Below are 20,648 nucleotides of genomic sequence, written 5' to 3' on the forward strand. Positions count from 1 at the left end.
TTTTGGCAGTAGAATGCTCCTCTACTTCAAACATTTTTATTCAATTATGCGATAAATATCGTTATTACTTAACCATTCTTTTGAATAAGCAATGTGATTTCATCACGGTTATGGAAAAGCTGTTTTGCTTGTAGTACCGTATAACCCGAACCTAATCTTTCTTTAACTTCTCGAATACTTTGCATCACTTTTTTGTTCATCAGTTTTAACGTAATGACACCATATGAATAAGGTTTTAATGCTGGACGTAGGCCAAGCACTAATTTACTCATTAGTAATGGATTCCAACTCATATCACATACAATGAGATCAAAGCTTGATTTCGGAAGTTTTACATCTGAGGCATTCATTTTCAGATGTGTTAAAGCAGGATGACGGCTAACTTTCTCATCTAATACCGCTGGATCAATGGCTGTAACTTTCAATCCTCGTTCTAGCAGGAGACTGCTCCAGCCTCCTGGAGCTGCACCAACATCGATCGCTTGTTTAAACAATGATAGATCAAGTCCAAACACTTGCTCGGCTTCAAGTAACTTAAATTTAGCACGAGAGGCTTGTCCTTCTTCACGTTGGAAACGGATCGCACCACCTGGCCAATCCGAACGAAGTTCCTCAACTGTACCAAAGCCAACATATAAATGAGTGTGATGAGCAAAAATCGTAATAATTAGATCTGGATTTTGCAATACTAGCTGCCCACCCACTTCTACAATGGCTTCTTCCATCGCACTTTTAATCTCTGACTTCGTATTTACAAGTAAACTTTCACGGCTTGTACGAATATGAATCGAAATTTTCTTGTCTGCAACGGATGAGTCAATATAAGAAATCATTTCAACAAGTTGATTAACATCGGAAGCTTGTCCAGTTAAGACGAACTCACGATCAATCGGTTGAACATGTCTTAAAAAAATAAGTTCAGATGTGGACAACAGTTGTTGTACCTCATCGCTTTCCATTGGAATATCGAATAAAAATACTTCACCAGGTATTAGCTGTATGAAATTGATGGATGTAAATAGTCTACGCAGTTCTTCCATAGCGTATGGTGAAAAATTTTGATTGGATGTACCGATCCACTTACTCATCTTTTGCCTCTTTCATCATTCAATTAGATTTTTTGTTATGTCATCAATAACTTGTTGAGGCATTGGTTTACCGAAAAGTTCAACGTCAGCTGGTATTGATTCCTTCAAAGCATAATACATTTGTTCCCTGCCAAACATACTTGAAGTGTGCAAATAAATCGTCTTAGGAAATTTACGAGTGGAAATAATATGTTGAACGACTTCATATCCTGTCGGTTGATTCCAGCCAAGATCAAAGTCCAAAGATAATATATCGATTTCTTCCATATCAATTAACATTTTACACTCTGCCGCATCTTTTGCAAGTACAAAACCTATTGGACATATGCGGAAATCATCTAAATAGACATGAATCATATGATAGTCTCCTTTATTATGTGTCCAAGAGTTGTACTGTTTTTATGAATTAGCTCATTCATTATTGCTGGCAGTGTGGACACACATAACTTTTTTGTTTCGCTACAACAATGTGTTGAATCGGTTCTGAGCAGACAGTACAAGGCTCACCTTCGCGATGATATACTTGTAACTTGTCATTATAGCTGCCTGTAAATGAGTCGTGAGCATACAAAGCTTGCTCCTTAGATCCCCCATCAGCAATGGCATTTTTCAATACCGTTTGCATAGCTGTAAATAATGCTTCGCCTTCAACTGCAGTTAAAGTATTAGCTTTACGATTAGGTTTTAGACGAGCTTCAAACAAGATTTCATCACTATAGATTGCTCCAATTCCCGTCATTAATGAAGCGTCAAGTAATAGAGTTTTCAAGTAGTTACGTTTTTTTCCTAATACAAGTTGCAAGGCACTCAGTGTGAAACGTTTGTCCAGTGGGTCTGGGCCACATATTTTCAATTGATCATCTACTTCGCGAACCGTAAGCAATTGAATAGCTTCGTCTGCAAGATCATAGAAAGCTACGTACCTATTATTAAAGTACAATACCAAATGAGCACCAGATTTCATTGATTCGCCAGCTTCACCACCGTAAAAGCGACTACTTTCATGCAAGTAAATCATTAGTCGTTTACCTGTATCAAGATGTAAGATCAGATGACCTGCTCGGCGTTCTACAAACCATATCGTTGCATGCACTAATGCATCTGATAATCTCGTTTTTTTACCTACTAACGCTTTACTATTAACAACGATTTTAGTTATTGGAGCTCCTGCATATTTTTCAGCTAATACTGCGCGTATAACATCTAATTCTGGCAATTCATACATGCTTAAAATCCTCCCTATCATGTTCCAAGAACATTACAACTTATCTATTCTAATCATTAATCAAGATTCAAATATAGCTTATTCATTCGTCAGAAATTGTTGAAAATCTTGTATCGTTTCAAAAATATACTCAGCATCACAACCAGCCTGCTCTGTATAGTATGACTTATTGTTCGCATTCGTTAATCCTGTATATAATAACACTGTCCCACACCCAGAATTAACGCCAGCTGCGATGTCAGTAGACATATTATCACCAACTACTAATGCTTCATGTGCCTCTACACCCAATTGAGAAAGTGCAAATTGTACTAGTATGCTCGAGGGTTTTCCTATAACAATAGGCTGCTTGCCAGATGAAGCTTGTAACATAGCGCCAATTGATCCCGCTCCAGGAATTAAGCCTCCATTTGCAGGTAATAATAAATCTGGATTAGTCATAATAGACGTAGCACCTGCACGAATGAGAGTAATCGCTTTAGTAGCCTTCTCATAATTAAATGACTTATCTATTCCTTGTACGACATAATCTGGATTTTCATCTGTAATTTCAATTCCAGCATCTACTAACGCAGTACGTAATCCATGCTCACCAATCATAAAAACTTTAGGTGGGTTTGGACTATGTTGCTCAGTAATATAATGTGCAGTAGCTTGAGCAGAGGTGCATATATGTTCAGCTTTTGCAAAAATACCCATCGCATTCAACCGATCGGCCACTTGCTCGCTAGTAGCCGAAGAGTTATTCGTAACAAAACGATATAGCCATTTATGCTCTTGCAAATACGTTATTAATTGACTAGCGCCCTTTATTGGCGAATCTCCGTGATACATCGTACCATCTAGATCAATTAGTAGTGCTTTATACTTGTTATGCATAGTGGTCATTTCATCATTCTCCTATTGTATGAGAACATCTCGCAGATGTTATTCAATTTAAACTCTAACATGTCTTATTCTAATATATCAATATTCAAGATAACATAATAATTCATTTCTTTACAGAGAAAAAAAGCTAATGGGAGGAAAATCCTCGCATTAGCTCTAATTAACTACGTTATTATCCCTTGTTTCTTCTCTAACCTAGTGATTCTTTTTCTAATCGCTAAAGTTTGTTGTTGTTCACTACGCTGTTTACGTCGACTAAAATTCACATATTTCAAAGATGCCTCTAAAGCTATAGTGGCATAATGATAAGCTTTATCAAATTGCTTCGTTTTATGCTCATAGTACATTGAAAGTTCAATCGCAGCATCAATCTCATCTCGTTGTGGAAACTGACCAATATGATTGACCATACGATGCCATAATGAAAGTGAGCGCTCCATATTATGTTGCTTTTTATCGCGCATCGCTAGTAGCATTAACGTATTTGAGGCCGTAGTCGGTACATGTACTGCCATAGTGTACAATTGTTCAGAGTATGTTGTGAGACCCATCTTCTCTAGCCATAGCCCTGTACGAACCATTTCTTCCGGCTCAGACGGTTGTTGAACATATTGAGTAATCTCTTTATCACTTAACAAATGAGCAAACCTTGTTGCAAGCGATACTAGTGATAACATATCAATTTCATTATGAAGAAATACACCTGCTAATATCGTTGGATTACCATCTGACAAATATTCGAAATATAGTCTTGGAGCTTCCGACCCCGGCACATCTTCCACTCGTGAAATTCCTAAGCGCATTTCCTCAATATGACTAAGTTTGCAAGATTCTAATGTATTTCGCCATAAGCTTCGTGATGGGTGTAACAAATCAATATGCAACGGATTCCATATTACTTGCCGCATGCCGTTAATGACATAGCGACTATGTACTAATGGCCAGTCAAAACTTTTACCGTTGTAAGTTATTAGATGGGTATAGCTTTTCGTTAGATGATGTAAATGCGCAAGCATTGCTCTTTCTTCTGCTGGATGGCGAATCAATGCTTGCTGAACAATAAGTGTCTCATGTTCCCAGAAGGCAAGTCCAATCATAAACGGTATGTTGCCTGTGCCAACACCAAGCCCAGTTGTCTCCAGATCTAGAAATAGAATTTTCTCTGCATCAACTTGTTGCTCTGGGAAAAAGGCTTGAAGATGATGAGCAACTTGCGACCATTCGCTCAATTGGTGCATGCCATGATAATGACCACTTGCATATCGATGTGTGCGCATTAGAAATTCACCATGTTCATTGCTCATTAAGTGTACATCTAGCTCTTTCCATTGTTCTGCGTATGGTTCTTTCACTTGCATTAATTGCTTATCGACAGATTGAACAACAGTATCACTATGTGACTGTTCAGCAATCTCACTTTGCGACTGCTCCACTTTGTTTATACCTTGCAATCGTTGTAATCGTGATTTTAAACTACTCATCCAAGCCCCTCCTCTCAGCACTTTGATCACATCATATATCTAATAATTGCAATGCAGCTTGTTTACCAATAATACCTACTTCTTCAATTGGACCGACACATGCTGGACAACCACTCACACACTGACATTGGGTAATTAACTGCTGAGCATTGTGAATAAGCGAACTATGAATCTCATAAAGCCGCTTACTAAGGCCTATTCCACCAGGATATCTATCATAGAAGAAGATCGTCGGTTTACCAGTATGCAATGCTTTCACTTGAGGAACGACTCGAATATCGAAAGGATCACACATAAGATAGAGCGGAGCTATATTAGATAATACATTAGCAAGACCTAATAAAGCTGATTGAACCTGTTCCTTCGTCATACTTGCTAATCGCTCTTCCGAGAAAGTAAACCAGTAACTTGCCGTGTGCATCTCTTCTTCTGGCAGATGTATAGGTCCTGAGCCTATGTTCTCATGAGTTAACAAACGTATTTTTTTGAAAATAGTTGGCTGCGCATTAACCGTTACTTCACCATAACATTGCTCTAGTTCACCAGTCACTTTCTGTTGGTCGATATGAAGTACTTTCAGCTCAACTGCAAGATTTGCGTCTGTATAATAATCGACATCTACTTCACGAACATATGCTTTTTTCTCTTCATAATCCAAATTTTCAACTTGATATTGAATTCCTTCGTGAATATAAATAGCTTCTTCATGAATTAATGTCGGTGCACTGAAACGGTCAACTTCTCCGATCACTTTATTTTGATTACTTATATCAATAATTATAAAGTTCTCTCCCGCTGCTGAACGAAGTGATATATTGTGTGCTGGAAATGATTGTGCCATCCAGAACCATCTGTCAGCTGAATAATGTACCACCTTCTCTTCGGTTAGAAATTCTAGCATATCCTCTAAAGATTCCTTACCAAATTGTTCACCGCGCTGGAATGGTAATTCATAGGCAGCACATTTAATATGATCAATTAGAATTAATAAATTATCTGGATCGATCAGCGCTTGTTCAGGCGGCCTGTTAAAGAAATAATCAGGATTTTGAACCATATATTGATCAAGTGGATTACTACTAGCGACAAGAAAAGTAACCGATACCTCATTTCGTCTACCAGCCCGACCAGATTGCTGCCATGTACTAGCAATCGTACCAGGATATCCATTCAATACACACGCTTGAAGTTGCCCAATATCAATGCCTAGTTCGAGCGCATTCGTACTTACAACAGCTTTAATTTCTCCAGATCGCAAACCTCTTTCAATCTCTCGACGAAGTTTTGGAAGGTAGCCACCGCGATATCCTCTAATAGTATGATCATTCACTTTATGATCTGTTAGCTCTTGTAAATACGTTAGTAGCAACTCTACACGAACACGACTTCTAGCAAATACGATCGTTTGTAGACCCTGCTTAATTAACATGCTTGCTAATTTCTTCGTTTCAAGTACGCTACTTCTCCGTATTCCAAGCTGCTCATTGACAACAGGTGGATTGTAGAAGATAAAGTGCTTCTCCCCCGAAGGTGCACCGTTCACGTCGACAACATGAACAGGTCTACCAATAAGGCGAGAAGCATGTTCCCCAGGATTATCTATTGTCGCAGAAGCTAATAGAAATTGAGGATTCGAACCATAAAACTTACAAATGCGTAACAATCTGCGAATTACATTTGCAACATGAGATCCAAATACACCTCGATAAGCATGTACCTCATCAATGACGATATATTTTAAGTTTTCGAATAGTTTTACCCATTTCGTATGATGCGGTAATATAGCGGAATGCAGCATATCCGGATTCGTAACGACAATATGTCCGCTATTACGAATAGCTGTTCGCGCACTAGGTGGTGTATCACCATCATATGTATTACATTTCAATTCACAATCCATGAGATCGGCAAATTGTTGGAGTTCAGCTACCTGGTCTTGCGCTAAAGCTTTCGTTGGAAACATATATAAAGCTCTTGAATTAGGATTGTGTACGATTTCTTGTAAGACAGGAAGGTTATAGCATAAAGTTTTACCCGATGCTGTTGGCGTTACTGTCACAACATCATTTCCGCGAGCAGAAGCTTCAAACGCATCTCGTTGATGCGTATATAATTCAGTCATCCCTTTACTTTGCAAAGCTTTATAAAGTTCTGGATGTAAATCTAGTGGTAAACTAACAGAATGTGCATCCCTTGGTGGAATCACACGCCATTCAGTAACATTTTTCATAATTTCAGTTTGATCTTTTAAGCTTTTAAGCCATTCGTGCATATCCTTTGCTTTACCTGTCCACTCGTTCATCCGATTACTCCTTACTTTTGCGATAACTATTATCCATTGCATCTATATCATTCGTATAATCTATAATAATTGTTATAATACAAATTTAGTTTACAGAATATACGTTCGTAATACAATGGTAAAATTGTATTGCAAACAATACAGCGATTCTATTCTATGATATACAAAAAACGTCGCTAATACAGATTATAGATCTGTATTAGCGACGTTACCATTACTGCTAAACTTATATATTTAAGCTTTATCTACATTGAAGTATTGTGCTTCAGGATGCGCAAATACCATAGCTGATACCGATGCTTCAGGCTCCATCATAAATCCTTCAGTTAGTTCTACTCCAATATCTTCAGGTTTCATTAATTCAAATAATGGACCTTGATCCTCAAGATTTGGACAAGCAGGATAACCAAACGATACTCGAATCCCTTGATAACGCGCACCAAAACGTTTCTTCATCGTCATCTCAGGTGGATCTGGATAACCCCAGACATCACGCATAATATGATGCAGTTTCTCAGCAAGACCTTCTGCTGTCTCCAGGGCACATGCTTGCACGGCATGTGATTTCAAATACTCTCCGTTATCTTTAAAGTCAGTAGATATTTTTGAAATCCCTTTACCTGCTGTAACTACGAGGAATCCTACATAATCCATAATGCCACTTTCAACAGATTTCAAATAGTCTGCAAGACATAGATAAGGCTCCACTTGTTGTCGAGGGAAGGTAAACCGCTTAATTTCTTTACTATGATCTTCAGGATCATAAATAATAATATCGTTTCCTGAGCCTTGTGCAGGGAAGAAACGATACATACCATTCGCTTCTAAGAAGCCTTCCTCCATACCAAGCGCATATAGACCATCTACCGTCGCTTTTAATTGAGTTGTTCTCTCATCCCCAGCTTCAAGCAACTTATCTACTTGACCTTTTACACCTAGATGATGTCCTAGCAACATTTGCATATTGACATAAGGCAGCAATTGACTAAGTGGAATATTGCGCAAAATATGACGATCTGTATCTGGTGGAATGAAAACAGGTGCATCTTGAGAAATATTAGACTTCACCGCTCTAGTCATTGCGGGTAGTTTCTTGTCCGTTTCTACTTCATTAGCTAACTGTTCGCGAATTTGTACAAATTCTTCCTCGATTACAGCACGTGTATCTGTTGTTGTTAACTTATTAGCGATATCAAGTCCATCCATCGCATCTTTGGCATACAGGACAAGGCCGTCATATTCAGGCAATATGCGTGTTCTAGTGAACTTACGAGTTAACGCTGCGCCACCAACTAAAATCGGTGCATCAATACCCGCTGCACGTAAATCTTGAGCCGTAATAATCATTTGTTGTGCAGATTTTACTAATAAACCAGACAAACCTATCGCGTCAACTTTTTCTTCACGATATGCTTCAATAATTCGATCAGGCGGTACTTTAATACCAAGATTTATAATTTTATAGCCATTATTAGATAGTATGATTTCAACAAGGTTTTTACCGATATCATGCACATCGCCTTTTACAGTTGCAAGTATAATTTTACCCTTAGTCGAAGAGTCAGCTTTCTCCATAAATTGTTCTAGATGCGTAACGGAGGCTTTCATTACTTCAGCACTTTGTAATACTTCTGCAACAATAAGTTCATTGTTATTGAATAATCGACCAACTTCAGCCATACCTGCCATAAGAGGTCCATTAATAATATCAAGTGGAGTATATTTCTCGCGAGCTAACTCGAGATCAACAATTAGCCCCTCTTTAGTTCCCTCAATAATATATGAACCTAGACGCTCCTCTAATGATAGATTAGAAAGCTTTTCTACTTTTTCAACTTTCTTATGACGGAATGCTGCTACGAATGCCGCTAAAGTCTGGTCAGTTGTATTATAAATTAGCTGTTCAGCTAGTTCACGTTCTTCCGCAGAAATAGATGCATATCGCTCTAGTTTCTCCGTGTTAACAATAGCATAATCAAGTCCTGATTTCGTAGCATGATATAAGTAAACAGAGTTCAACACTTCGCGACCAGCATCAGGCAATCCGAATGAGATATTACTAAGTCCAAGAATAGTTTTCGTACGAGGATATTTCTCCTTAATCATCCGAATCCCTTCCAAAGTCTCAACAGCTGACCCAATGTATTGAGGATCACCAGATCCAACAGGGAACATATTAGGGTCAAAAATAATATCTTCTTCATTTACACCATATTTGTTTACTAATAGATCATAAGCACGATCCGCAACTTCTAATTTCGCTTCACGTGTTACAGCCTGTCCGCGCTCGTCAATAAGAATCATAACTACAGCTGCACCATAGCGATGTATTAATGGCACAATCTTTTCAAATTTAATCTCACCATCTTCAAGGTTAATGGAGTTAATAATCGCTTTGCCTTGTGAGTACTTCAGACCTAATTCAATAATATGATCGTAAGTTGAATCGATCATAATTGGAGCTTTAATCTTCTTCATCACTTGTGGTAAGAAGTTATGAACAGCATACTCTTCATCAATATCCGTATCTTGTAAATTGATATCAATGACATGCGCTCCATTTTTCACCTGTGCACGAGCAATTTCAGATGCTTCATCAAATTTTTCTTCTTTGATTAGTCGTTTGAATTTGCGTGAACCTGAGATATTGGTACGCTCACCAATCATAATTGGGCGATTATCTTCTTCTATGAAGACAGTATCGATTCCAGAAACAGCATCGGCATGATTACCGGTTTGTGGACGAGGGTCATAGTTAGCAAGGACATTAGACATCGCTTCGATATGAGCTGGAGTAGTACCACAGCACCCACCTGCAATATTTAACCACCCTTGCTTCGCAAAGTCTTCGATTTTACGAGCTAATGATACTGGAGTCTCATGGTATTGCCCATTTTCATCTGGCAAGCCAGCGTTCGGATAACATGATACTGCAGTACGAGCAATATCACTTAAAGAACGAATATGATCACGCATAAATTCTGGGCCAGTTGCACAGTTCAAGCCTATGGAAACGGGTTTCAAGTGCTCTAATGATATATAGAACGACTCAATACTTTGTCCTGCCAAAGTTGTACCCATCGGTTCAATTGTTCCTGAGATCATAATAGGTAAAGTAATGCCTGTAGATTCAAAAGCTTTTCTAATACCGATGCTACCTGCTTTAACGTTTAGAGTATCTTGAGATGTCTCTAGTAATATTGCATCAACTTGACCTTCAATAAGCGCAACAGTTTGTTCATAGTAACTATCTACTAGTGCATCAAATGTTACGCCTCCCGTTACAGAAAGTGTTTTCGTTGTTGGACCTAATGCACCAGCCACAAAACGAGGTTTTTCTGGCGTGCTATATTTGATTGCAGCATCTTTTGCTAGCTTTGCTGCTGCTAAATTTATTTCTCTCGCTTTATCTTGAATATCATATTCAGCAAGTACAACACTTGTCGCGCCAAATGTATTCGTTTCAAGGATGTCTGCACCAGCAGCTAAATATTGTTCGTGAATAGTCTGAATAACATCTGGTCTAGTCAAGACAAGCATCTCATTACATCCATCTAATTCAGCGCCGCCAAAGTCATCTTCGTGTAAATCAGCTTGCTGAATCATCGTACCCATTGCACCATCTAATATAAGAATTCTTTTATGAAGTTCTTCTTGAAGTCTGCTAATTGCCAATTATATACACCCTTCCCAAAATCACTAACACAAATTTTATCAGATATTCACAAAAGTTGAAAGGTAAATAATCGACAACTACTATATTATCATTTATAATTATACGTATAAGAAATTAATTCCTATTGGAAAAGGTGGAATAACATAATGGCTGAGATAAGAATTCGAAATACAGACGAACGTATTCAAGGAGAAGCAAACGTAAGTGCATTCCTTGAAAATCAAGGCGTAATCTATGAACATTGGGATGTATCCAAACTTCGTTCAGGACTACAGGAAAAGTTTGATCTAACTGATGAAGAGAAACAAGAAATTCTTACAACATTTGATGATGAAATTCGTGAGATCGCTGCTCGTCGCGGTTACTTAACTTGGGATGTAATTACATTATCTGAAGGTACTCCTAATCTTGAAGATTTACTTAAAAAGTTCGAGAACGTTCATACTCATACTGAAGATGAAGTTCGTGCGATTACTGCTGGTAAAGGTATTTTCATTATTAAAGGAACTGACGAAGTTGGATACTTTGATGTTGAACTTGAAGCTGGTGATTTAATTTCTGTTCCTGAGAATATTCCTCACTTCTTCACATTGATGGACAACAAAAAAATCGTTGCCGTTCGTCTATTCATTGAAACTGAAGGTTGGATTGCTCACCCTCACGAAGATCCTGCTTTCCAAAAATAATATTATATTCATTTAAGCTGGTTCTGCCATCAGGCAGGCCAGCTTTTTATTGTTAATCCCTCATTACTAGCAGTTATCCCAACTCTTTCAGTTTTCTTAGATGAATTCATAGCACCCCAACAATATTGTAATCTTCCTCAATTGCACATCAATCATTTTCATGGATCTCATTAGTCAAACTTTAGATCTTAATCTAACTCTGTTTTGAGTACTGAACTAACCACAAGATAGGGTTCAAACTTAATTTAATAACACCATCACATATCGATAGTTCCAAATTATAGAAACATTTCATTACTTTTATCCGTTTAATAGAATGTAATCTGTATGATCATTCCTGGATTTATATTATTAACCATTCCACCAGATCAGAGTTTTGCGTACTCATGTGCCAATAATACAGAACCAAAACAGCTATATAAAGAGAATGACGCTGTATTCATAGGAAAAGTTGTAGAACATTGGTACGAGGATGTTGGTTCAATTTATAAGAAAAGCAGAGTAACTTTTGAAGTCTCTTCAACTTTAAAAGGTGACGAACTGCACAACATTACTGTGGTAACTTCTGCTGGAACAGTGTTGACTGAAGGTACTGAATTTGTTGTATATGCTTATGAAACTTCTAAAAATAATTATTTATATAAATATGTACCCGATGAATTCGCGACAGATAGTATTTGTGGTGGAACAAAATTATTATCAGAGGCTTCGTACGATCTGAAGCAAATAAATGAACTACAAAAAAATAAAAAAATAGCTTCTATGTTGCTAATATGTGCTATCATTCTAATGGCAACAGCTATAATCATTTATATTAGAAAACGAAGTAAAAGTTGAAATCTAAATACAAATTACATACTAAAAAGCATCTGACCTACACAGTTGTGCAGATCAGATGCTTTTTGTATAAGTAATTAAGCTAATATTTCAAACAAGTCATTTAAGCTAGTAATAGTATGTGTAGGAATAATATCATCATTGCGGTCTACCCCATGGCGATTAATCCATACAGAAGTCATTCCAACTGTATTTGCACCAAGAATATCTGTTGTTAATTTATCACCAACCATGATGCAATCGTCAACTTCTAGTCCAAGTCGACTAAGTGCATGATTGAAAATTGATGCTCTTGGCTTTCCTTCACCAAACTCACCAGAGATGATAATATGATCAAAGTAAGGAACAAGTTGCGGTACTCCTGCAAGTTTTTCGCGTTGTAGATCAGGTGAACCATTCGTTAGAAGTAACAATTTATATTGATCTTTAAGTTGGTCTAGTACAGCAAATGTCTCATCATAGACAATTGGACGACTGCGACGTTCTGCAGGGAACATTTCGCCTAATTTCTTTCCTAGCTCTGCATTGTTAATACCCAGTGCGGCTAAACCCTTCGTCCAAGAATCAGTTCGATATGAAGGAACAAATTGTTGAAGTTGACGGAATTCTGCTTGTTCGCCTTCTTCAAATCGCGCCCAAAGACCTTCAAAAGGATTAATACCTATCATTTTAGTGAATGGAAAAGCTTCAAATGCTTCATAAATAGCTCGAGCTTCTGTGCGAACTGCTTCTTCTAGTGCCTCTGGATTAACTCCAGTTTCTGCTTGTGCATATTCACAAGTAATACGAAATGCTTCCTTCACACTACGGTCATCCCACAATAATGTATCATCCAAATCAAAAAGTATTGCCTTCTTCACGCTTGATTCTCCCCTTTAAATGATTATGCTTTCACTCTAATGAATCTAGAAGTATGTTTTTGTAATAAACAGCTACAGCCATTAAAACTATTCTGTAAATGTAATATTATGTTTCTCTGCAAATTTTTTCAATTCAACTGAAATATCTTGCAATGGGAAACGATTGAAAAGTCTAGAGTAAGTCCAGCTGCTTCCATGGTTAGGAACGATAATAACATATCCACTTTGAATTTTGATTTCTTTGATGGCAGCTGCAAATAATTGCTTGTCCCCCATCATTCTGCGAGACTGAACATAGTCTTTACCAATCGTAAGATACGGTTTACGGAAATAGAACAGTGAAGCAAGTAAGAAGTAACTTACAATCGTTAGCCAGTACATCGTATCGAATTTGAAATTCGGATCCATTAACATAAGGAAATTATACATACCAATAAAAAGTACAAGTACTACTGGTAAAATATAATTTCTTCCTGTAAAACGAATTTCATTTTTCTTCTCAACATTCATAACTAACTTTCCAGTGCCTGCTTTTTTCCGTGCCTTATTAACTATAGCCGTATTTTTACGAACTTTTCTTTCCCAAGAACGTGACAATATGAATCCCCCTCAGAACTATTTAGATGATACTTAATTTAATAATGTTTTATTGTCATCTTGATCTTCAGCATCTACAAACTCAATATTATCAAGTTGTTGTCTCATATTAGATCTAAAGTTGATAAGATATTTTTTACGTAATTCATCACGTTCCTTTGTCTCATCAGCTGTTAAACCTTCTGCCTTATTTTTACGAGATAGCTCATTAATACGAGCAATTAACTTCTCCATATCCATCTCTTCCACTCCCTTCTAGCTAGCAATAACATAATGTTGACATGAAAATCTAAGAGATGCAACATCACACAGTTGTTAATATTAGAACAACAATTTCATTATAACAAAAAAGCCTGTACAGTTGCATCTCCTATCGATGAACTTTACAGACTTATATATCAATTCTTTATATTGAAGGTAATATTAATTGTTGACCAGGCGTAATGGTAGAACTATCTAACTGATTACGATCCTTAATAAGATAAACAATGTAACCAATATCCGAGGCATCACTATAATGAAATTTTGCAATGTCCCAAAGTGTATCGCCAGCTCCGACAGCTATAATAGACTCACCATCCAAAGGTAATTTGCCAGGCGTAGTCGATGCAGTCGCACTGAATAAGAACAAACTCATTACAATTAGAGTCACTAGAGTAAGTGTAATTGTTACTTTACCTCTTATTGATACTTTAGCTATAGAATTACGAACAGCTTGCTTATGTAATTTCATCTCATTATTGTTTTTACTTGAACTTATATAGCTGCGATATGCATATGGATTATACGTTGACATTAAAATCATCCCCCAAACATTTGTTCTGCTTTTAGAATACACGAACAGACGTTCCGTGTCAACGAATTACAACAAAAAATACGAACGTATATTCTCGAGAACTTATGTTTGTGCGAACTCGAGTTCTATGTTATAATTTCCCTAATAAAGTATGGAGTTGATCTAATGAAACAATTATCTAAGCGACAGCTATCTATATTAGATTTTATTAAGCAAGAAGTTAAAGATAAAGGTTATCCACCTTCTGTTCGCGAAATTGCAGAAGCAGTTGGATTGTTATCAAGCTCTACTGTACATGGTCATTTGGATCGACTAGAAAAAAAAGGTTTTATTCGTCGTGACCCGTCGAAACCTCGTGCCATTGAAATTTTGGATCAAGATATGATTGAAGAAGATAGCAACATCATTCCTTTCCCTGTTAAACATATTCCTGTTATAGGTAAAGTTACCGCAGGTATTCCGATTACAGCTACTGAGAATATTGAAGATTACTTGCCGCTATCTACTAACTTTGTTGGTGATAGCAATGTATTTATTCTTAATGTTATCGGTGAGAGTATGATTGAAGCTGGTATACATAATGGTGATTTAGTTATTGTAAGACAACAACAAACGGCTAACAATGGAGATATTGTTGTAGCAATGACTGAGGATGATGAGGCTACTGTCAAAACATTCTATCGTGAAAAAGATCATATTAGATTGCAACCAGAAAATTCATCTATGGAGCCAATACGTTTACAAAACGTAACTATTCTTGGTAAAGTAATAGGGTTATTCCGTGATATGCATTGATTGTCTTATTCTCTTATTTTAATTAAGAATATATTGATAGACCATCAGCTACAATTTAACTGATGGTCTATTTTAATTTAACTAATTTAATAGAGTACTATACTATCTAAGAAGACTATGAAAAGTTTTAGCCTTTGCTTCCGATGTAACTTTTCATTAAGGAATGTGCTAACTAAGAAGACTATGAAAAGTTTTAGGAGTGAGTGATTTGAAGAAATGGTTAATATTACGTACATTTGTGTTCGTATTAATACTATCAGCTTGTAGTACTGATATTACTTCACCAATATTCGAAACCGATAAGAGCATAACAATACCTACTACTAGTCCGGCAGTTATAACACAAACAGATCCAGATGAATATGACTACATACTTGAATTCCCTAGTGATAGTTATCCTGAAACAGCCCTTCACATCTATAGTGCAATCGAAAATGGTCATTCGGATGTGTGTACCATTGCCCGTGATGGAGCAGATGCCAATCGTAAAAAGTCTTTAGCCGGGATTGATACTAAAGAAGGTTATGATCGCGATGAATGGCCTATGGCAATGTGTGCTGAAGGTGGAGAAGGTGCTAACGTAGCTTATATCAGTCCAAGCGACAATAGAGGTGCTGGAAGTTGGGTTGGTCATCAACTGTCAGCTTATGATAATGGCGACAAAGTATTATTTATTGTTGAAAAACCGAAAAATCTATTTGGAAAAACACCTTCTAATGATCTCAACATCGATGAAGACGTTACACCCATAACTAACCCAGGCAAACAAGATTCTACGACTACAAATAATAACTCAACTAATGAGTCATCAAGCATTGTATATAAAAATTGTACGGAAGTACGTGAGGCTGGTGCAGCCCCTCTCTCAAAAGGTGACCCTGGTTACTCTAAGAAATTAGATCGTGATGGGGATGGCATTGCTTGTGAATTATAATCTAGTAAAATCGAATGTAGAAAACCATTAAATTACAGATTAGAGAGTGTTGTGTCTTTATGGCATAGCACTCTCTTTCTTTATTAAGATATATAATAAATTTCTTTTAAAAACCTTATAAAATGTTAAACTTTTTCCCTATCTCACACGTTTAAAGTATACACAATACAACAGACCGAAAATTAGCTCATTCAAACTAAACGAAAGAGTATTACTTGCTTCTGTGTGTTTTTACGAAAGGTGTGAAGTCATGTACATCCCTGCTCAGTCAACGTCCACAAGAAAGACCGCAATCCAACAAAAGAAAAAAAAGAAACGACGGCAAATTCTAGCACTAATTGTATTCATCGCATTAATCATTCCATTTTTCCATTATCCAGCTAAAGCAATCCAGCATTTTGTATCACCATTATTCACAGGTTCATCAGCAGTATTAGATTCTGATCATTCACAGCAAATTACTGATAATGTCCCGAATAAGAAGCCAGAATCGAATGACTCTGATTTACCTACTGTGCAAGACCCAGATAAAAATAATAAAGATGATGATAATCTTGGGAATGGCGTACCAACCACTCCAACACATACAGCACCACCCGAAACCATACCTGAACATATAGATACACCGGAGACAACGCCTGAGACCTCAAAAACACCTGAAGTTAAACCTGACACTACATTTCCAGTAGAGACAGAACAACCTGCTGTTACGGAGCCAGAAACTACCATCCCTCCGGGTCAAGGTACTGAACATGAACCTAGCGATAAGAAATATGTAGCACTTACGTTTGACGATGGACCTGATACCAAGTATACACCTGCTATTTTAGATATATTAAAACAATACAATGTAAAAGCTACTTTCTTTGTTGTAGGAACTCAAGTTGAAAAACACGGCTCCGTTCTTCAAAGGATACTTGATGAAGGACACTCAATAGGCAACCATTCTTATAATCATGCTAATTTGACTAAACTTTCTAATAAAGAAATTGCTTATCAAATAAAGAAAGCAGATGATTTAATTACAGCAGTTATTGGTGTCAAGCCAGATTGGATCAGAGCGCCATATGGAGCTGTAAATGATATGGTGAAAGAGTCTATGAAAGACGATGATAGAAGTTTCATTGGATGGGACGTAGATACTCGCGACTGGGCTGGAAGTTCAGTTGAGGAAATGAGAAAGAACATTAACGAGAATACAAAGTCTAACAGTATTATTCTGATGCATTCATTTGGCGGTAAACATATTAAAAATACAGTTGAACTACTACCATATATCATTCAAGATTTACAGGATAAAGGTTTCACTCTTGTTACTTTAGACGAATTAAAAAAGAACAAGGCTTAAGTTTAAGCCTTGTTCTTTTTTTTGTAATAACATCTATTCATGAGAAAGCATAAAATTCAGCCTAGGCAACTTTAATTTACTTAATTTGTTTGAAAATTCTAATTGCTTCTTCATCTTTAGTCTCAATTGCAAATTTACCATTTGTAGGCCATTCAGTAAATTTAAATTCTGCCAGTGCTTTCTTCAGATCCGCTTCCGAATTAAATTCATAAATCTTTACTGGAGAATTATCCATATAAAAAACAACGCCGTCCATAGCATTAATAAGTCGAAACATCGGTTTTTCTTCCGCATCAACGTTTGTGCCAGTTTCGACATACGAATCTATAATAAATTGAAGTTTTCTTTCGTCTACATCAGCAGTTGATGGTTCATTAATTGGTATCTCATTAATCAGAGTTTCGTTACTAGATGATTTATTAACTCGTACTTCATTATTGGAACAAGCAGACATAACAAACATCGTTGAAAATACTATTAAACTTAAAAATAACTTTTTCAATACGGACTCTCCCCTGTACTTTTTTCTGAATTTTACAACAATTATAGCACTTGATTAATTAAAATCCATGGATATCTTCAAATCTATTAACATTACTCTTTGCTTTACCTTTATCTTCAATCATGAAGGACACTTCAATTGCAAATTGAAAACTTAACGTGCTGTGAGAGCATTCTTCTTTCCTTTTTTTTTCATTCATAGGCATATACCGTTTACATTATAGTTTCCAGTCCATAGACTATTGTGAATCATATGAATAGGAGGCTATTTATGAACAGTAATGATTATCAACAAATTTGTTGGAACTGTATGAATAAATATGTTGGCGTACAAACTACAGACGGTAAATCACATGATGGATTTATTGCACATGTTGACCAAAATTATGTCACACTTGCAATTCCTACTGATGAAATGGTTGATCGACTAACTGGTTTACCAGCACATGAAGCGTATAGGCAGTTTGGTTATCACCCAGGATTTTTCCCGAGACGTAGATTTTTCCAACGTCGAATTCCACTTTCAACTATCGGTGGTTTATTTTTACTCCCGTTTTTCTTCTAATCACTTAAGGGGGAATGATTACTCATTCCCTTTTCCCTTATAAAAACACATTTATAATCTCGTTCACCTATACTTAAATATTGATTTTTAATAGCTAATATATTGATCTACCTATTTTAACATTGCATTATATCCATCTAGAGCAAATCGAATGATATTACATATATTAGATTATCTTGATTAAAGGAGGTGCCCTTTATGAAACACAGAAAATTAATCGTTATCCGTGTTAGACCTGGTCAAAAGGTTCTTGTAATTGCTGAAAGACACCACCGTCGTCATCGTCCTCTAGTTTAATCATTAAATGATAGGGCATCAATATCATTTGGTGCTCTATTAACAATGACTTGAATAGCGCATTCTATCACTATTTTTACTTCTTACTTTACTTACATAATTATATCTTAATTGTAAACTTCCTATTTCTACCTGCATAGAGCGTTACTTTATTCATAAGTGAGAACGCTTATTTTGTTTTTTAAACGCAGTTAATAACTCTTCTATAATCCGTTGTCTGCCAAGCGGCGTCCAACTCATCACAAACCAATTGGGAATACGCATAACATTTCCGTCCCGCACCGCCTTGATTTGTGGCCACGCGTTCGTTTTCACTAGTCTCTCATAAACTTGCTCGCTTCCAGCGAGAGCATGATGATGATGAATCAACAAATGCTCGGTCTCTAGTACTGGGATGATTTCTGGCTGCATTTCTTGCCTCCACAGTTCACCTGAAGCTTGTGCGCCAGGATGCAAGGCAAGCTCTCCGAATACAAGCTCATTTAATGGGTGACGCTCTCTCCCTTGAATGCCAACAGATCGATGACTTACCTGCAAAATTGTAATTCGTTCTTCCCCTAATATTCCCCTGAGCGTCCGCCCTGCTGTTTCGATCTGAACATCTAGACGCGTTAGCATCTCAGATGCCTCTCGTTCCCGATTCACAAGCTCGGCAATTCTTTCAAAGTTTCGTTTCCAATCCCATACAGAAAAATCCATAAATACTGGTGCAGCCATTCGCTTGAATCGATCCTTAAATTCTGTATGATAATGATCCGCAATAATGAGGTCGGGCTTCGACCGCTCTAACTCTAGAAACTGACTGTTCAACCGCTCTATATACTGCTCGTGACTATGACCAGGATAATGAAACAAATTCACCTCGCATATCGGCTCTATTCCTAGCGATTTCAGATGATCTCCGAATCCAAGTGAAGAAGCTATCGCTACCTTCAGCTTCCCGCGCTTCATAAACAAAGTAGGCGAAACGCCAACCGTCCGCTGAAACATACGACTAAAATAAAATTCGCTTCGAAAACCAACGTCAGCAGCAACTTCTTTTACAAGACTGTTCTTCTTATTTAACTTCTGCTTGGCCAGATTCATTCGTAAATTACTTAAGTATTCCACTGGGGGTTGCCCTGTCTTCTGCCGGAATAAATTTGAAAAAGCGGCGAGCGACATACTACCCGCTGCTTCAGCCAATTGTTCGATGCTAACCTTCTCTTTATAATGTTGCTCCATATAAAAGATGCTTCGTTCCACTCGTTCGTCACGTACAGTCGCTGTTTGTTTGGATTCATTGAGCATAATGTCATGAAGCAGTTGTTCGAACTGGATCCTCAGAGCAGAGGAATCCATGCTTGAACCTTGTTTACTATGATGGTATAAATGAAGGATCTGTTGAAAAATCTGCTGAGGATGATGCACAGGAATATGACCTGAAGGCAATATATCAGACAAGGATGATTGCGCTTCATACTTTCCTTTAGCCTTGACAAGCATTAGAGGCTCAAACGTTATGGCGTAATATTCAATCGCAATTCCTATGTCAGGAAATTCCACGATCATTCCTGGAGTTAGCATATATAATTGAAAAGGTCGAATCTTCTTTAGAGTACCATCAATTACGACAATCTCTTCTCCCTCTGTTATAAAACAAAGCAGGTATACGGGCACCCGCATCCTCTTCGCTTTGCGAATTCCAGAAAATTTTCTCTTACGAATGGAAGATAGCAAGTAAATGTAATGAGACTCGTTCGCATAAGACGGCATTCAAAGTTGCACCATCC

At 37.1% G+C, this 20,648-nt stretch carries 19 protein-coding genes and 1 pseudogene; 7 read left to right on the top strand and 13 right to left on the bottom strand.

All coding sequences use genetic code 11. The features are described from left to right. Positions 1-68: 68 nt before the first annotated feature. From NV377_RS05870 to metH, 7 genes are all read right to left on the bottom strand, one after another. Entirely contained in the window at positions 69-1,088 is a 1,020-nt protein-coding gene (locus tag NV377_RS05870; RefSeq protein ID WP_258200216.1) for an SAM-dependent methyltransferase, read from the bottom strand. A gap of 15 nt (positions 1,089-1,103) precedes the next feature. Further along, positions 1,104-1,445 (bottom strand): cyclic-phosphate processing receiver domain-containing protein, encoded by a 342-nt coding sequence (locus NV377_RS05875; RefSeq protein WP_258200217.1) that lies wholly within the window; start codon positions 1,443-1,445, stop codon positions 1,104-1,106. Between the two features lie 61 nt (positions 1,446-1,506). Continuing rightward, positions 1,507-2,313 (bottom strand): Fpg/Nei family DNA glycosylase, encoded by an 807-nt coding sequence (locus NV377_RS05880; protein WP_258200218.1) that lies wholly within the window; start codon positions 2,311-2,313, stop codon positions 1,507-1,509. Between the two features lie 78 nt (positions 2,314-2,391). Next, positions 2,392-3,201: a TIGR01457 family HAD-type hydrolase gene (locus NV377_RS05885; protein WP_258200219.1), complete on the bottom strand. Its 810-nt coding sequence runs from the start codon at positions 3,199-3,201 to the stop codon at positions 2,392-2,394. A gap of 164 nt (positions 3,202-3,365) precedes the next feature. Continuing rightward, positions 3,366-4,682: a ribonuclease H-like domain-containing protein gene (locus NV377_RS05890; protein ID WP_258200220.1), complete on the bottom strand. Its 1,317-nt coding sequence runs from the start codon at positions 4,680-4,682 to the stop codon at positions 3,366-3,368. Between the two features lie 31 nt (positions 4,683-4,713). After that, complete coding sequence (locus NV377_RS05895; protein ID WP_308860055.1) at positions 4,714-6,984, bottom strand: DEAD/DEAH box helicase; 2,271 nt, start codon at positions 6,982-6,984, stop codon at positions 4,714-4,716. Positions 6,985-7,218: 234 nt separating this feature from the next. Then, positions 7,219-10,599, bottom strand: a complete 3,381-nt coding sequence (gene metH, locus NV377_RS05900) for a methionine synthase (RefSeq protein WP_373425806.1) — start codon at positions 10,597-10,599, stop codon at positions 7,219-7,221. Positions 10,600-10,806: 207 nt separating this feature from the next. Between metH and mtnD the strand changes: the two genes are divergently transcribed. Further along, positions 10,807-11,346, top strand: coding sequence for an acireductone dioxygenase (gene mtnD, locus NV377_RS05905; protein WP_258200222.1), 540 nt, complete (start codon positions 10,807-10,809; stop codon positions 11,344-11,346). Between the two features lie 327 nt (positions 11,347-11,673). After that, positions 11,674-12,183, top strand: coding sequence for a hypothetical protein (locus NV377_RS05910; RefSeq protein ID WP_258200223.1), 510 nt, complete (start codon positions 11,674-11,676; stop codon positions 12,181-12,183). A 77-nt stretch (positions 12,184-12,260) separates the two neighbouring features. On the opposite strand, the gene NV377_RS05915 is transcribed toward NV377_RS05910, so the two are convergent. The 4 genes from NV377_RS05915 to NV377_RS05930 form a co-directional block, all read right to left on the bottom strand. Next, positions 12,261-13,043, bottom strand: a complete 783-nt coding sequence (locus NV377_RS05915; RefSeq protein WP_258200224.1) for an HAD family hydrolase — start codon at positions 13,041-13,043, stop codon at positions 12,261-12,263. 87 nt (positions 13,044-13,130) lie between these two features. Beyond that, positions 13,131-13,640 (bottom strand): hypothetical protein, encoded by a 510-nt coding sequence (locus tag NV377_RS05920; protein ID WP_258200225.1) that lies wholly within the window; start codon positions 13,638-13,640, stop codon positions 13,131-13,133. A gap of 33 nt (positions 13,641-13,673) precedes the next feature. Continuing rightward, on the bottom strand, positions 13,674-13,880 hold the full coding sequence (locus NV377_RS05925; protein WP_258200226.1) for a DUF896 domain-containing protein: 207 nt from the start codon (positions 13,878-13,880) through the stop codon (positions 13,674-13,676). Positions 13,881-14,046: 166 nt separating this feature from the next. Beyond that, positions 14,047-14,436, bottom strand: coding sequence for a LysM peptidoglycan-binding domain-containing protein (locus NV377_RS05930; protein ID WP_258200227.1), 390 nt, complete (start codon positions 14,434-14,436; stop codon positions 14,047-14,049). A gap of 165 nt (positions 14,437-14,601) precedes the next feature. Between NV377_RS05930 and lexA the strand changes: the two genes are divergently transcribed. From lexA to NV377_RS05950, 4 genes and pseudogenes are all read left to right on the top strand, one after another. Then, entirely contained in the window at positions 14,602-15,231 is a 630-nt protein-coding gene (lexA, locus tag NV377_RS05935; protein WP_258200228.1) for a transcriptional repressor LexA, read from the top strand. Between the two features lie 313 nt (positions 15,232-15,544). Then, a pseudogene (locus NV377_RS05940) lies at positions 15,545-15,913 on the top strand (excalibur calcium-binding domain-containing protein); the annotation flags it as partial. A gap of 132 nt (positions 15,914-16,045) precedes the next feature. Continuing rightward, positions 16,046-16,165, top strand: coding sequence for an excalibur calcium-binding domain-containing protein (locus tag NV377_RS05945; protein WP_258200383.1), 120 nt, complete (start codon positions 16,046-16,048; stop codon positions 16,163-16,165). Between the two features lie 250 nt (positions 16,166-16,415). Then, positions 16,416-17,513 carry a polysaccharide deacetylase family protein gene (locus tag NV377_RS05950; protein WP_258200229.1) on the top strand — a complete coding sequence of 366 codons (1,098 nt, stop codon included), beginning with the start codon at positions 16,416-16,418 and terminating at the stop codon, positions 17,511-17,513. Positions 17,514-17,589: 76 nt separating this feature from the next. Here NV377_RS05950 and NV377_RS05955 read toward each other — a convergent pair whose 3' ends face one another. Beyond that, positions 17,590-18,015, bottom strand: a complete 426-nt coding sequence (locus tag NV377_RS05955) for a hypothetical protein (RefSeq protein ID WP_258200230.1) — start codon at positions 18,013-18,015, stop codon at positions 17,590-17,592. A gap of 270 nt (positions 18,016-18,285) precedes the next feature. Between NV377_RS05955 and NV377_RS05960 the strand changes: the two genes are divergently transcribed. Further along, the gene (locus NV377_RS05960) at positions 18,286-18,579 is read left to right on the top strand and encodes a phosphatidylinositol kinase (RefSeq protein ID WP_258200231.1); all 294 of its coding nucleotides are present in this window, start codon (positions 18,286-18,288) and stop codon (positions 18,577-18,579) included. Between the two features lie 450 nt (positions 18,580-19,029). On the opposite strand, the gene NV377_RS05965 is transcribed toward NV377_RS05960, so the two are convergent. Continuing rightward, on the bottom strand, positions 19,030-20,535 hold the full coding sequence (locus NV377_RS05965) for a helix-turn-helix domain-containing protein (protein WP_258200232.1): 1,506 nt from the start codon (positions 20,533-20,535) through the stop codon (positions 19,030-19,032). Positions 20,536-20,648: the final 113 nt, after the last annotated feature.

The sequence above is a fragment of the Paenibacillus endoradicis genome (assembly GCF_024721975.1).

Excerpts from the sequence above, each read along its gene's own strand:
- NV377_RS05895 (WP_308860055.1), bottom strand. The coding sequence starts at position 6,984 with ATGAACGAGTGGACAGGTAAAGCAAAGGATATGCACGAATGGCTTAAA.
- NV377_RS05950 (WP_258200229.1), top strand. The coding sequence starts at position 16,416 with ATGTACATCCCTGCTCAGTCAACGTCCACAAGAAAGACCGCAATCCAA.
- NV377_RS05930 (WP_258200227.1), bottom strand. The coding sequence starts at position 14,436 with ATGTCAACGTATAATCCATATGCATATCGCAGCTATATAAGTTCAAGT.
- NV377_RS05870 (WP_258200216.1), bottom strand. The coding sequence starts at position 1,088 with ATGAGTAAGTGGATCGGTACATCCAATCAAAATTTTTCACCATACGCT.
- NV377_RS05890 (WP_258200220.1), bottom strand. The coding sequence starts at position 4,682 with ATGAGTAGTTTAAAATCACGATTACAACGATTGCAAGGTATAAACAAA.
- NV377_RS05885 (WP_258200219.1), bottom strand. The coding sequence starts at position 3,201 with ATGACCACTATGCATAACAAGTATAAAGCACTACTAATTGATCTAGAT.
- lexA (WP_258200228.1), top strand. The coding sequence starts at position 14,602 with ATGAAACAATTATCTAAGCGACAGCTATCTATATTAGATTTTATTAAG.
- NV377_RS05925 (WP_258200226.1), bottom strand. The coding sequence starts at position 13,880 with ATGGATATGGAGAAGTTAATTGCTCGTATTAATGAGCTATCTCGTAAA.
- mtnD (WP_258200222.1), top strand. The coding sequence starts at position 10,807 with ATGGCTGAGATAAGAATTCGAAATACAGACGAACGTATTCAAGGAGAA.
- NV377_RS05910 (WP_258200223.1), top strand. The coding sequence starts at position 11,674 with ATGATCATTCCTGGATTTATATTATTAACCATTCCACCAGATCAGAGT.
- NV377_RS05880 (WP_258200218.1), bottom strand. The coding sequence starts at position 2,313 with ATGTATGAATTGCCAGAATTAGATGTTATACGCGCAGTATTAGCTGAA.
- NV377_RS05875 (WP_258200217.1), bottom strand. The coding sequence starts at position 1,445 with ATGATTCATGTCTATTTAGATGATTTCCGCATATGTCCAATAGGTTTT.
- NV377_RS05960 (WP_258200231.1), top strand. The coding sequence starts at position 18,286 with ATGAACAGTAATGATTATCAACAAATTTGTTGGAACTGTATGAATAAA.
- metH (WP_373425806.1), bottom strand. The coding sequence starts at position 10,599 with ATGGGTACGATGATTCAGCAAGCTGATTTACACGAAGATGACTTTGGC.